This is a genomic window from Sanguibacter keddieii DSM 10542 (assembly GCF_000024925.1).
Lineage (GTDB): Bacteria > Actinomycetota > Actinomycetes > Actinomycetales > Cellulomonadaceae > Sanguibacter > Sanguibacter keddieii.
Genome location: NC_013521.1, coordinates 2,508,340 through 2,520,744, shown reverse-complemented (window position 1 = coordinate 2,520,744; position 12,405 = coordinate 2,508,340). Strand labels below are relative to the sequence as shown.

The window sequence follows — 12,405 nt, the reverse complement described above, 5'->3', positions numbered from 1 at the left end:
GAATCGCCGGGTGATCCACCTGACTCCTGAGCAGCACGTGTTCGTGACCGAGCGCCACCTCGCGACCCTGACGACCCTGCGGGCCGACGGCTCGCCGCACGTCGTCCCCGTCGGCTTCACGTGGGACCCCGACGCCGGGGTCGTCCGCGTCATCACCAGCGGGACGTCGGTCAAGGCGAAGAACGCCGCCCAGCCGGGGGCGGACGGGCAGCCCTCCCGGGCCGTCGTGTGCCAGGTCGAGGGCGGCCGGTGGATCACCCTCGAGGGCCCCGTCACCGTGCTCACCGAGCCGGAGCCCGTGCGCGAGGCCGAGCAGCGCTACGCGCGCCGCTACAAGGTCCCCCGCGAGAACCCCGCCCGCGTCGTCGTGGTCATCACCCCCGACCGCGTCATGAGCTCGAGCTACATGGCGCGCTGAGCGCGCTGAGGGCTGCTGCGCGCTGAGCGGCCTGGTCAGTCCCTGCCAGCCCCTGTCAGGCGACGGTCGCGCTCGCGCGGCCGGTGGGGGAGTCGACGACCACCACGTCGCCCTTCTGCAGCTGGCGTCCTCGGCGGGTGTCGACCTCGCCGTTGACGGACACCTCGCCGTCGGCGACGAGCTCACGCGCGTGCGCGCCGGAGTCGGCGAGGTTCGCCAGCTTGAGGAACTGCCCGAGGCGGATGACGTCGTCGCTGATCTCTACGTGGTCCATGCCCCCATCCTCTCGCGAACCGGCACCGTGGCGCACCAGGGTCGGGCAGCGGGCGAGGCCCCGCGTCGCAGTGCGAGACGCACGTCCCGCCGCCCGCCGGTCGGCCTAGGATGGACGGGTGATCAACAGACTCGACCTGCGAGGTCGTTCCCTCTCCGCCCGTGAGCTCGTCGAGGCGCTGCCCCGGGCAGAGGTCCGTGTCGAGGACGCCGCCGAGCGGGTCGCCCCCATCATCGCGGCGGTGCGCCGCCGCGGGGCCGACGAGCTCCGCGACCTCGCCGAGCGCTTCGACGGTGTCCGCCCGCACCACCTGCGCGTCCCGGCCGAGGCCTTCGAGAGCGCGCTGGCCGGGCTCGACCCGCTGGTGCGCGAGGCGATCGAAGAGACCATCTCGCGCGTGCGCACCGTGCACCGCGCGCAGCGTCCTCAGGACTTCGTGGTCGACCTCGCCGACGGCGCGCAGGTCCGCCAGCGCTGGGTCCCCGTCGGCCGTGTGGGCCTCTACGTCCCCGGCGGCCTGGCCGTCTACCCGTCGTCGGTCGTGATGAACGTCGTGGCGGCCCAGGAGGCCGGAGTGCCCTCGCTCGCCGTCGCGAGCCCGCCCCAGAGCGAGAACGCGGGTCTCCCGCACCCGACGATCCTCGCGGCGTGCGCGCTGCTCGGCGTCGACGAGGTCTACGCCGTCGGAGGTGCCCAGGCCGTCGCGATGTTCGCCTACGGGGCGCGTGGCACCGAGGAGCAGGACGGCGCGGTGCTCTGCGAGCCCGTGAACGTCGTCACCGGCCCGGGCAACGTGTACGTCGCCGCCGCCAAGCGGCTCGTCCGCGGGGTCGTCGGCATCGACGCGGAGGCGGGCACCACGGAGATCGCGATCCTCGCCGACGGCACCGCGCACCCCGACCACGTCGCGGCCGACCTCATCAGCCAGGCGGAGCACGACCCCGCCGCCGCCTCGGTCCTGGTGACCTCGTCGGTCGAGCTCGCCGGCGCCGTCGAGGCCCGCCTCAAAGACCGCGCCGAGGGCACCCGCCACTCGGACCGGGTGCTGCAGGCCCTCGCGGGTCCGCAGTCCGCGATCGTCCTCGTCGACTCGGTCGAGCAGGGGATCGAGGTCGTCGACGCCTACGGGGCGGAGCACCTCGAGATCCAGACGGCCGACGCCGCAGCCGTGGCCGAGCGCATCTCCAACGCCGGGGCGATCTTCGTCGGCCCGTACTCGCCCGTCGCCCTCGGCGACTACATGGCCGGCTCGAACCACGTCCTGCCGACCGGAGGCTGCGCGCACTTCGCGAGCGGTCTCGGAGTGCACAGCTTCATCAAGGCCGTGCAGGTGGTCGAGTACACCGAGCAGGCGCTCGGGGAGATCGCGTCGAAGATCGTCGCCTTCGCCAACGCGGAGGACCTCCCGGCGCACGGCGAGGCCGTGCAGGTGCGGTTCTGAGCGCAGCCCCGCAGCGCCGAGGACGACCGGGAAGTTCATCCCCGGCCGTCCTCCTCGTGGGGATGAATCGGACGTAGCGTGATCAGTGCCGCGCGTCACATCTCATCGCGTCGCGCCGATCCGTCATGATCTGGGCGCACGGGACGATCAGGTAGCAGTGCACGGTGCGCGGTCAGCACCGGACGACGAGCGAAGGGACACCATGCCAGGCACGACAGGGGCCTACCGGGTCTGCGTGATCGAGGACGACCCTGACGTCCTGCTCTTCCTCACCACGGTGCTCGAGAAGCGTGCGGGTGCCACCGTGCTCGCCATCTCCGACCCCCGGGACCTCCCGGGCGCGATCGAGGGCTTCGAGCCCGACCTCGTGCTCACCGACATCGAGCTCCCCGGCGTGAGCGGCCTCGAGCTGCTCGCCAGGTTCCGGGCCCAGTCGCCGGAGATCCCGGTCGTCGTCATGACCGCCCACGCCTCGGTCGACTACGCCGTGACGGCGCTGCGCAGCGACGCCGACGAGTTCCTCACCAAGCCCATCTCCGCCGCCACCCTCGTCGAGGTCGTCACTCGCCTGGTCGAGGCCGCCCGGGCCAAGAAGGCCGCGCAGCGACCGACCGTGGTGCTCGCGATCGGGGCGCACCCCGACGACGTCGAGATCGGCGTCGGCGGCATCCTCTCGGCGCACCGCGCAGCCGGTGACACCGTGGTGGTGCTCACCATGTCGCGCGGCTCGCGCGGCGGGGAGGCGAGCGACCGGCAGGACGAGTCGCTCCTGGCGGCCGAGCGCCTCGGCGCCCGGCTGTTCCTCGAAGACCTCGAGGACACCCGCATCAGCGCCGCCGACCCGACGGTCGGGATCATCGAGCGGGTCGTCGCCGAGGTCCGTCCCGACATCGTCTACACCCACAGCATCAACGACCGGCACCAGGACCACCGCGCGGTGCACTCCGCGGCGGTCGTGGCCACCCGCAGCGTGCGCACGGTCTGCTGCTTCCAGTCGCCCTCCGCGACCATCGACTTCCGGCCGACGCGCTTCGTGCCGATCGACGACTTCACCGACGCGAAGCTCAGGCTGCTCTCCAGCTACGGCTCGCAGGTCGACATCCGCGGGTACCTCGAGCCGGGCTTCGTCATCGCGACGGCACGCTACTGGTCGAGGTTCGGCGGTGGTGACTACTGCGAACCCCTCGAGGTAGTGCACGACACGGCCGACATCTCCCCAGGCTCCAGGGCAGGCGCGTCCCGCCTGGCCGACTCTCACGCAGGACGGATCGACACATGACCCGAGTACTCGTCACAGGCACCGGCGGACCGGCAGGGGTCGCCGTCGTGCGCTCGCTCCTGCGCCGCGACGACGTCGAGGTCTTCTCGGCCGACATGGACGGCTGGGCCAGCGGTCTCTACCTCGTCGACGCCGACCACCGGCGGATCGTGCCCCGGGGCGCCGCCCCGGAGTTCGTCGACACCGTGCTTGACATGTGCCGTGACGACGGCGTGACCGTCCTCGTGCCGACCGTCGACGTCGAGCTCGAGGGACTCGTCGCCCGACGCACCGAGTTCGCCGCGCACGGCATCCAGATCGCCGCCCCGAGCGCCGAGACCCTCGCCAGCACCCTCGACAAGCACGCGCTCGCGCTGGCCTGCGCCGGCGCGCTGCGCGTCCCGGCCACCGAGCTGCTCGACGCCGACGGCGTCGCGGCTCCCTGGGACTTCCCGGTGATCGTCAAGCCCCGCCGTGGGGCTGGGTCGCGCGGTGTCCGCCTCGTCGACGACCGGGACGAGCTCGAGGACATCGGCACGGGCTCCGACCTCATCATCCAGGAGCACCTGCCGGGCGCGGAGTACTCGGTCGACGTGCTCGCGGGCACCGACGGCCACGTGATCGCCGCGGTCCCGCGCACGCGTGAGCGCGTCGACTCGGGCGTCTCCATCGCCGGTCGCACGGTCCGTGACGCCGAGCTCGTGGAGGCCGCCGCGGCTGCTGCGCGGGCCGTGGGACTCGTGGGGGTGGCCAACGTCCAGCTCCGCCGGGACAAGGACGGTCGTCCCGCCCTGCTCGAGATCAACCCCCGGTTCCCCGGTGCCATGCCGCTGACGATCGCCGCGGGCGTCGACATGCCGTCGCTGTACCTCGACCTGCTGCTCGGCATCCCGGTGCCCGAGCGGGTGGACTTCGAGGAGATCGCGAACGTCCGCTACCTCGAGGACGTGTTCGTCCCCGTCGACGAGATCGTCACCTCGACCGTGACCGGGCGCGACGAGGCGTGGGCGGAGCAGTGACGGCCGAGCGGTCCGAGCAGCCCGTCCCTCCCGTCACGCCCCTCCTCCTGCCCTCGACCACGGTCGACGGGCACGTCCACTCGACCTTCTCCGACGACGCCGTGAGCAGCGTCGACGAGAACCTCGCGGCGGCCGTCGCCACGGGCCTGACGTCGGTCACCTTCGTCGACCACGTGCGGTCCACGACCGCGTGGGTGCCCGAGATGGTCGCGACCGTCCGTGCGCTCTCGGTGTCCGAGGGGCTCGAGGTCCGCTGCGGCGTCGAGACCAAGCTGCTCGACGTCCACGGCCGGCTCGACCTGCCGCGTGACGCCGTCGTCGGCACCGGAGGGCTCGACGTCGTCCTGGTCGGCGACCACCAGTTCCCCGGCACCGACGGCCCCTGGTCGCCCTCGCAGACCCGGGCGCGCCTCGCCGACGGCCTGAGCGCGGCAGACGCCGTCGACCAGCTCGTCGCGGCGAGCGTCGCGGCCATGGTCGCCCAGCCGGGGATCCAGCTCGCCCACTGGTTCTCGATCCTCCCGAAGGTCGGGCTGAGCGAGGCCGACCTCACCGACGAGCACCTGCACGCCTGGGCGAGCGCCGCCCGGGAGACGGGCAGCACGCTCGAGGTCAACGAGAAGTGGGCCTGCCCCGGACCGCGCGCGGTGCGCGCAGCCCTCCTGGCGGGCGCCAGCCTCGTGGTCGCGACCGACAGCCACGACGCCCGCGACGTGGGTCGGTACGTGCGCGTCCCGTCGATCCTCGCGGCGGCGTCCGTACCCGGGGCGCCGGCCGCGCTCGAGGGAGCAGGCGACCGTGCTTGACCCCTCGAGCGTCGCAGGGACCACGCTCACCTACGTCCTCCTGGTGCTGGTGGCGCTGGGAGCCCTCCCGATCGTGGCGATGGGCTACCAGTTCGTGCTCATCCCGCTGCACGCCTTCCGCAACCACTACGCCAAGGCAGCGCCCTACCTGCCGCGCGTCGCCGTCGTGATCCCCGCCTGGAACGAGGGAGCGGTGGTCGGCAACTCGGTCGACATGCTCATGCGCCTCGACTACCCGGCTGACGCGCTGCGGGTCTACGTCGTCGACGACGCCAGCACCGACGACACCCCAGACGTCGTCCTCGCCAAGTCCCGGCAGTACCCCGGGCAGGTGTTCCACCTGCGACGTGAGAAGGGTGGAGAGGGCAAGGCCCACACGCTCAACCACGGCCTCGCCGTCATCCTCGAGGACGACTGGATGGAGGCGCTGCTCATCATGGACGCCGACGTGGTCTACCTGCCGGACTCGCTGCGCAAGATGACCCGGCACCTCGCCGACGAGCAGGTGGGTGCGGTGACCGCGTACATCCGGGAGGGGAGCGCGGAGAAGAACTACCTGACCCGGTTCATCGCTCTCGAGTACGCGCTGTCCCAGGCGGCGTCGCGCCGCGCCCAGAACGTCATGGGGGCGGTGGCGTGCCTCGCGGGAGGGGCCCAGCTCCACTCGCGGGCCAACCTCGAGGCCCTTGGGGGGCGCATCGACACGAGCTCGCTCGCGGAGGACACCGTCACCACCTTCAAGACCCAGCTCGCGGGACGCAAGGTCGTCTTCGAGCCGCACGCGGTCGTCCTCGCCGAGGAACCCCAGAGCGTCGCAGCCCTGTGGAAGCAGCGACTGCGCTGGGGCCGGGGCAACGTCCACATCACCCGGATGTACCGCAGGCTCTGGTTCCGGCCGCAGGAGGGGAACCGCCTCGGGAGCATCGCGTTCGGGCTCGTGTGGTTCGGCGTGGCGTTCCAGCCGGTGGCCATGGTGCTGTCGTCGGTCGGTCTGGTCGGGCTGTACCTCCTGGAGAGCACGACGTCTGCTCAGGTGTTCCGCACGATCTGGGCGCTCGCCGCGTGCACCTACGTCTTCACCATGGTCATGTCGCTGGCGCTCGACCCGACGACGGCACGCAAGACCTTGCGCGAGGCCGTGTTCTTCCCGGGCCTGGTCTCGGTGCTCATCACCGTAGAGACGTTCTTCCCGGGGCTGGTCTCGGACGACGTGCCCGCGATCTTCGGGGTCGAGGTCAGCGACGGAGCGCTGCGATGGTGGACACTGTTCGTGTACTCCTGGATCACGCTCTCGATGGTCGGGGCATGGCTCATCAAGAAGATCGACGGGACCCGAGCCGGCCGGTTCGTCTCTCCGCTGCTCGTGTACCTCGTGGGCTACGGGCCGATCTTGTGTGCGATCACCGTCGACTCCTACGTCAAGGAGCTGCGGCACGCCGACGCGTCGTGGGACAAGACCGAGAAGACAGGACGGATCCTCGCATGAACCGCTCGACCCGGGAGCAGCTGCAGCGCGAGATCGACCGTGATCGCCGCGCGGAGTGGCTCATGATCCCGTTCGCCCTGCTCGCGGTCGCCGTCATCGGCGTCTTCTTCGTGGTGCGAGAGGTGTGGTTCGTATGAGCGCGGTCCCCCGGGCGGTGATCGCCGACGACGACGCCGACATCCTCGGCCTGGTCTCGATCGCCGCGCGTCGCGCCGGCGTCGAGATCGTGGGTTCCTTCGACAACGGTGACGACGCCTGGCAGCGGATCGCGCAGGGGGGCGTCGACCTCGCGGTCCTCGACATCTCCATGCCCGGGCTGACGGGTGTCGAGGTGGCCGAGCGGATCCGGGGGGACGCGTCCCTCGCCGAGGTGCGGATCATCATGGTCTCCGCATCCGTGTACCTGCTCGAGCGTCAGTCGGCGGTCCTCACGGGCGCCGACACCTTCGTGCGCAAGCCGTTCAGCCCTCGGACGCTGTCCGAGATCATCCGGTCGATGATCGGAGCACCGGGTGACGCTTGACCCGCTCTTCGGTCGGGTCTCGGAGGGGCGTTCCGGGGTGCTGCTCTACCAGCTCCCGACGCTCGCCGTGCTCGTGCTCGCGCTCGGCACCCTTCCCCTGTCCGGGGTGCTCTCGAGCACGACGATGGTGGTCACGGGGACGCTCGTGGTCGTCGCGGTCTCGGTCGCCGCGCTCGTGCTCCCCTGGAAGACCTACGACGACCGCTGGGTCGTGCTGGTCCCGGTGGTGTCGCTCGTGGGCCTCGGGCTCGTCCGGTACGGGACCGGTGGGGTGGGGTCGCCGTACTCCGCGATGCTCTTCGTGCCCTTCGTGTGGATCGCGCTGGCCGCCGGCCGTCACAACGCGCTCGTCGCGGCTGTCGCCCTCGTCGCCACGTCGCAGGGGCCCGGGCTGCTGCTGACCGACCTGCGCTCGACCTCCGACCTCGTCCGGGTGCTCTTCTCCCCGCTGGTCTACGGCCTCGTCGCCCTGGTCATCAACGAGATCGCGCGTCGTCTGCGTCTCCAGCTGGCCGACGCACGCGCGACCGTGGCGCAGCGCGACTCCCTCCTGGTCGACGCCGTGCGGGCGTCGGCCGAGGCACGGTCGAGCGAGACCCGGGCCACCGCGGTGTCCCGGCAGCTCTCCGGCCTGTGGGACGCCGTGACCGAGCAGGCGATCATCGGCACCGACCTCACGGGGCGCATCGACTCCTGGAACCCGGGCGCCTGCAAGATGCTCGGCGTGGCTCAGCACGAGGCCCTCGAGGCCGGGCTCGTCATCACCGACGTGCACGTCGCCGAGGAGCTCCGCGAGCGGGTGGCCGCCGTGGGCGACTCGACGCCGCTCGACGCCCAGGCTGCGCTCACGGCGCTGGTGCGGGACGTCGGCCCCGGGTCTGCTGACGTCCGGGAGTGGACCTACGTCCGCCCCGACGACTCCCGGCTCCCGGTCCAGGTCGCCGCCACGCAGCGCATCGGCGACGACGACGCCGTGGTCGGGTACCTGTTCGTCGCGACCGACATGACCAAGGCGAGAGAGTTCGAGCGGCTCAAGGACGAGTTCGTCGGGATGATCTCGCACGAGCTCCGCACGCCGCTCAGCTCGATCCTCGGGTACCTCGAGCTGCTGCGCGACGAAGAGGACGGCCCGCTGACGGCGGAGCAGACGCAGTACCTCGACGTGGCGGAGCGCAACGCGCAGCGCCTGCTGCGGCTCGTGGGGGACCTGCTGTTCACCGCGCAGGTCGAGGCGGGGCGGTTCCCGATCGTCCACCAGAGCACCGAGCTCGAGTCGGTGCTGCGCGCCGCTGCGCAGACCTTCGAGCCCGTCGCCGCAGCGGCGTCGGTCCGGCTGCGCGTGGTCATGGACGAGAGCCTGTCGACGGTCGTCCGCGGCGACGCCACCCGTCTCGGGCAGGCCGTCGACAACCTCCTGTCCAACGCCGTGAAGTTCTCACCGGCCGGCGGTCAGGTGACGCTCTCGCTCGTCGCGCACGACGAGCGCGCGACCATCACGGTGCGCGACACCGGGATCGGGATCCCCGACACCGAGCTCGACCAGCTGACGACCCGGTTCTTCCGGGCCTCCACCGCCACCTCCGCCTCGGTCCCGGGCATCGGGCTCGGTCTCGCGATCACCAAGGCGATCGTGGTCGCGCACCGCGGACGCCTCGACGTGACCAGCGAGGTCGGCATCGGGACGGCGTTCACCGTCGACCTGCCGACCGTCGTCGAGTAGTCGTCGTCGAGCAGTCCTGAGACGCACACCGCCCGCCGGCCGGACCTCACGAGGAGGTCTGGGCGACGGGCGGTGGTGCGCTGCGGGGAGGGTGGTCCGGCTCAGCCGCGGACGCCGAGGGGGAGCACGTCGCGCTTCCACGTGATGTTGAGGACGCCGGCGAAGGAGTTGTACCAGGCCGTGCCGGCGGTGAGGAGCCCGACGAAGCCGGCCACGTGGGTCACGGTCTCCGCCTGGGCGAGAGCCCCGACGGTGAGCAGCGCGAAGGTGATCGAGAGGGGCACGAACACGCTCATGAGCCCGACAGAGACCTTGAGGGTGACCACGGTCATGTAGACCGTGAAGATCGTCCAGGCGAGCAGGAACAGGCCCGTGGCCTGGTGGGCCGTGTCGGCCGGGAGGCCGGGGACGACGAGCTTCACGTAGGCGGCGAAGGACATCCAGAACGCGCCGTAGGACGAGAAGGCGAGGGCACCGAAGGTGTTGTTCTTGAGGAGCTCCCACATGCCGGCGAGCAGCTGGACGAGCCCCCCGTAGAACAGCGCGAGCGGCAGGACGACGGGCTCGAGGCTCGGGTCGAGGATGCCGGCGTTGAAGACGGAGAGCACGAAGGTGGTGAGCGCGAAGGCGGCGAGCCCGAGCGGGCCGGGGTCGGCGATGAGACGCGGTGCAGGGGTGGGCGTCGAGGACGTCATGGGATCTTCTCCGAGCGTGGTCGTGGTGACCAGGTGTGAGGTGGCGCGGTCGACCGCGCGGACCCCCGCCGTACCGGGACCCGTCGGGTCTACCGGTGCGGCCGTGGGGTCTCGCCGGGGCGGGGCCGTGCCAGGGCGACGCAAGTGTCCAGGTCAGACCCCTCCGGCGCATAGGACCTACGTCCCATTCGGGGGTGCGGAGAGCCGGACGTGACGGACGACGCACCGGGGCGCCGGCTCCTGGTCCGCACCACGCCGCGCGCGGCTCGGACGCCTGAGGTCGCTGGCGCCCCTCAGCGCCCTTACTGCTGTGCCAGCACGAAGGGCAGCACGGCTCCGGCCCCTGCCTCGCGCAGCAGTCGCCCGGCGACGGCGAGCGTCCACCCGGAGGCGACGCGGTCGTCGACCAGCAGGATCGAGCGGCCTGCGAGACCACCCGAGGCCGCGGGCGAGAGCTCGAGCCCGAGGCGCTGCGCGACCCCGGCGAGCCGCATGGCGGAGTTGACGTCGTGGCGCGGCGGTGCCTCGTGCCCGGCGAGCGGCCCGACGGTGCCGACGAAGGGCTTGTCGAGGTACTTGGCGAGCCCGCGGGCCAGGTGCTCGACGAGCACGGGACGGGTCGTCGAGCGGATGCAGACCACCCCGTCGACGGAGAGCCCGGACCAGGCGTCGAGGACCTGCGCCGCGGCCCGCCTCAGGTGGACGGGCACCTCGCCGTCCGGCGTGGTGGACGCGAAGAGCTCGCGCAGCGGCTGGGACCACCCGAGCCCGTCGAGCCGGGCGACGGCTCGTCCCGGCTCGGTCTTCTCGGCGGGGGAGAGCTTGCCCTTGAGGTCGATCCCGAGCGTGGGCATCCCGGTCGGCCACATGCTCCGCGGCTCGACGACCACCCCGGGGACGTCCATCGCCTTGCGGGCCTCGGCCACGTGCTCGGTGCTCGGGGCGGCAGGGAGGGTGGAGCCGCCGCAGTTGTCGCACCGTCCGCAGCGCTCGTCGGCGGCGAGGTCGGGGTCGTCGAGAGTGCGGCGCAGGAAGGCCATCCGGCAGCCGTCCGTCGACTCGTAGTCGAGCATGGTGCGCTGCTCGGCGAGCCGCGCCTGCTCGACGCGGGCGTACCGGTCGGCCTCGTACGTCCAGCCCTGCCCGGTGGACTCCCAGCCGCCCTTGACACGCTTGACCGCGCCGTCGACGTCGAGGACCTTGAGCATCATCTCGAGCCGGGACCGCGTGAGGTCGACCTGGGTCTCGAGGGCCTGGGCAGACTGCGTCCCGCCGCGTGACAGCGCGTCGAGCGTCGCCCGGACCTGGTCCTCCCGGGGGAAGGCGAGCGACCCGAAGTACTCCCAGATGCGCTGGTCCTCCTCGCCCGGCAGCAGCACGACGAGCGCGCTGTCGACGCCACGTCCCGCACGGCCCACCTGCTGGTAGTACGCGATGGGTGAGCTCGGCGCCCCGAGGTGCACCACGAAGCCGAGGTCGGGCTTGTCGAAGCCCATGCCGAGCGCCGACGTCGCGACGAGGGCCTTGACCCGGTTGGCCTTGAGGTCCGCCTCGAGCGACTCGCGCTCGGTCGGGTCGGTGCGACCGGTGTACGCGGCGACGGGCAGACCGGCCGCCTTGAGCTGGGCGGCCACCTGCTCGGCCACGGAGACCGTGAGGCAGTAGACGATGCCCGACCCCTCGGTCGACCGCAGCGCCTCGAGCAGCCAGGCGACCCGCGTCGGCTGGTCGCCGAGACGCAGCACGTTGAGGTGGAGCGACTCGCGGTCGAGGCCGCCGCGCAGCACGAGGACCTCGCTGCGTCCCGCGCCCTCTCCGGTGACCTCGAGCTGCTCGGCGACGTCCTGGGTCACGCGGGCGTTCGCCGTGGCGGTCGTCGCCAGCACCGGGATGCCCTCGGGCAGCTCGGCCAGCAGCGTGCGGATCCGTCGGTAGTCCGGCCGGAAGTCGTGACCCCAGTCCGACACGCAGTGAGCCTCGTCGATGACCACGAGGCCGGCGTCCGCCGCCAGGCGCGGCAGCACCTCGTCCCGGAACCCCGGGTTGTTGAGGCGCTCGGGAGAGCAGAGAAGGACGTCGATGTCTCCGGAGGCGATCTGCTCGTGGATCTGGTCCCACTCGGTGACGTTCGCCGAGTTGATGGTCGCGGCCTTCACCCCGGCCCGACCAGCAGCGGCGATCTGGTCGCGCATGAGGGCGAGCAGCGGCGAGATGATGATCGTCGGGCCCGACCCCCGGGCGCGCAGCAGCGACGTCGCGACGAAGTACACCGCCGACTTGCCCCACCCGGTGCGCTGGACCACGAGGGCGCGACGCTGCTCGGCGACCAGCGCGTGGATCGCGGTCCACTGGTCGTCGCGGAGCACCGCGTCGTCCCGGCCGACCAGGCGGCGCAGCGCTGCCTCGGCCTCCGGGCGCAGGTCCTCGTCGGCCCCGGGACGCACCCGGACCGCCGCGGGGCGAGCAGGAGCGGGCGGGGCGGACGGGCGTCGGCTCGGCGGCGTGCTCCCTGTGCTCCCGGTGCTCCCGGCACGGTCTGCTCGTCCGGCCGACGCCGCGGCCATCTCCTCGCCCCACGCGTCGTCCACCGGCTCGTCGAAGAACGGGACGTCCTTATAGGGGTCGTCGCCGTAGGGGTCGGTGGGGGTGGAGCCAGTCATGGAGGGTTCTGCCGTCCTCGGGTCGTCGATCATCGTGCGGGCTGGGGCTGGGGCTGGGGCTGGGGCTGGGGCTGGGGCTGGGGCTGGGGCTGGGGCTGGGGCTGC

12 protein-coding genes are annotated in these 12,405 nt (G+C 72.1%); 9 read left to right on the top strand and 3 right to left on the bottom strand.

Translation table 11 applies throughout. From position 1 onward, the window contains the following. The first annotated feature begins 10 nt into the window (after positions 1 to 10). Positions 11 to 418 carry a PPOX class F420-dependent oxidoreductase gene (locus SKED_RS11120; RefSeq protein WP_012867251.1) on the top strand — a complete coding sequence of 136 codons (408 nt, stop codon included), beginning with the start codon at positions 11 to 13 and terminating at the stop codon, positions 416 to 418. Positions 419 to 473: 55 nt separating this feature from the next. Here the strand turns inward: SKED_RS11120 and SKED_RS11115 are convergent, their stop codons facing one another. Further along, positions 474 to 692, bottom strand: a complete 219-nt coding sequence (locus tag SKED_RS11115; RefSeq protein WP_012867250.1) for an RNA-binding S4 domain-containing protein — start codon at positions 690 to 692, stop codon at positions 474 to 476. 118 nt (positions 693 to 810) lie between these two features. On the opposite strand from SKED_RS11115, the gene hisD reads away from it, so the two are divergent. From hisD to SKED_RS11080, 8 genes are all read left to right on the top strand, one after another. After that, the gene (hisD, locus tag SKED_RS11110; RefSeq protein ID WP_012867249.1) at positions 811 to 2,133 is read left to right on the top strand and encodes a histidinol dehydrogenase; all 1,323 of its coding nucleotides are present in this window, start codon (positions 811 to 813) and stop codon (positions 2,131 to 2,133) included. A 202-nt stretch (positions 2,134 to 2,335) separates the two neighbouring features. Beyond that, positions 2,336 to 3,412 carry a response regulator gene (locus SKED_RS11105; protein WP_012867248.1) on the top strand — a complete coding sequence of 359 codons (1,077 nt, stop codon included), beginning with the start codon at positions 2,336 to 2,338 and terminating at the stop codon, positions 3,410 to 3,412. After that, positions 3,409 to 4,410: an ATP-grasp domain-containing protein gene (locus SKED_RS11100; RefSeq protein ID WP_012867247.1), complete on the top strand. Its 1,002-nt coding sequence runs from the start codon at positions 3,409 to 3,411 to the stop codon at positions 4,408 to 4,410. The genes SKED_RS11105 and SKED_RS11100 overlap by 4 nt, the downstream gene beginning before the upstream one ends. After that, entirely contained in the window at positions 4,395 to 5,216 is an 822-nt protein-coding gene (locus SKED_RS11095) for a PHP domain-containing protein (RefSeq protein WP_342626418.1), read from the top strand. Before SKED_RS11100 ends, SKED_RS11095 begins: the two co-directional genes overlap by 16 nt. Then, positions 5,209 to 6,702 carry a glycosyltransferase family 2 protein gene (locus SKED_RS11090; protein ID WP_012867245.1) on the top strand — a complete coding sequence of 498 codons (1,494 nt, stop codon included), beginning with the start codon at positions 5,209 to 5,211 and terminating at the stop codon, positions 6,700 to 6,702. The genes SKED_RS11095 and SKED_RS11090 overlap by 8 nt, the downstream gene beginning before the upstream one ends. Further along, positions 6,699 to 6,839: a hypothetical protein gene (locus tag SKED_RS20310; protein WP_012867244.1), complete on the top strand. Its 141-nt coding sequence runs from the start codon at positions 6,699 to 6,701 to the stop codon at positions 6,837 to 6,839. The genes SKED_RS11090 and SKED_RS20310 overlap by 4 nt, the downstream gene beginning before the upstream one ends. Beyond that, positions 6,836 to 7,225: a response regulator gene (locus SKED_RS11085; protein ID WP_012867243.1), complete on the top strand. Its 390-nt coding sequence runs from the start codon at positions 6,836 to 6,838 to the stop codon at positions 7,223 to 7,225. The genes SKED_RS20310 and SKED_RS11085 overlap by 4 nt, the downstream gene beginning before the upstream one ends. After that, positions 7,215 to 8,945, top strand: a complete 1,731-nt coding sequence (locus SKED_RS11080) for a sensor histidine kinase (RefSeq protein ID WP_012867242.1) — start codon at positions 7,215 to 7,217, stop codon at positions 8,943 to 8,945. Before SKED_RS11085 ends, SKED_RS11080 begins: the two co-directional genes overlap by 11 nt. A 101-nt stretch (positions 8,946 to 9,046) precedes the next feature. On the opposite strand, the gene SKED_RS11075 is transcribed toward SKED_RS11080, so the two are convergent. Continuing rightward, the gene (locus tag SKED_RS11075; protein WP_012867241.1) at positions 9,047 to 9,640 is read right to left on the bottom strand and encodes an acetate uptake transporter; all 594 of its coding nucleotides are present in this window, start codon (positions 9,638 to 9,640) and stop codon (positions 9,047 to 9,049) included. 302 nt (positions 9,641 to 9,942) lie between these two features. Next, the gene (locus tag SKED_RS11070) at positions 9,943 to 12,204 is read right to left on the bottom strand and encodes a RecQ family ATP-dependent DNA helicase (RefSeq protein WP_086015220.1); all 2,262 of its coding nucleotides are present in this window, start codon (positions 12,202 to 12,204) and stop codon (positions 9,943 to 9,945) included. Positions 12,205 to 12,405: the final 201 nt, after the last annotated feature.

What these genes read in the sequence shown, in the direction of transcription:
- SKED_RS11115 (WP_012867250.1), bottom strand. Translation starts at nt 692, where the DNA reads ATGGACCACGTAGAGATCAGCGACGACGTCATCCGCCTCGGGCAGTTC.
- SKED_RS11105 (WP_012867248.1), top strand. Translation starts at nt 2,336, where the DNA reads ATGCCAGGCACGACAGGGGCCTACCGGGTCTGCGTGATCGAGGACGAC.
- SKED_RS11100 (WP_012867247.1), top strand. Translation starts at nt 3,409, where the DNA reads ATGACCCGAGTACTCGTCACAGGCACCGGCGGACCGGCAGGGGTCGCC.
- SKED_RS20310 (WP_012867244.1), top strand. Translation starts at nt 6,699, where the DNA reads ATGAACCGCTCGACCCGGGAGCAGCTGCAGCGCGAGATCGACCGTGAT.
- SKED_RS11085 (WP_012867243.1), top strand. Translation starts at nt 6,836, where the DNA reads ATGAGCGCGGTCCCCCGGGCGGTGATCGCCGACGACGACGCCGACATC.
- SKED_RS11075 (WP_012867241.1), bottom strand. Translation starts at nt 9,640, where the DNA reads ATGACGTCCTCGACGCCCACCCCTGCACCGCGTCTCATCGCCGACCCC.
- SKED_RS11070 (WP_086015220.1), bottom strand. Translation starts at nt 12,204, where the DNA reads ATGGCCGCGGCGTCGGCCGGACGAGCAGACCGTGCCGGGAGCACCGGG.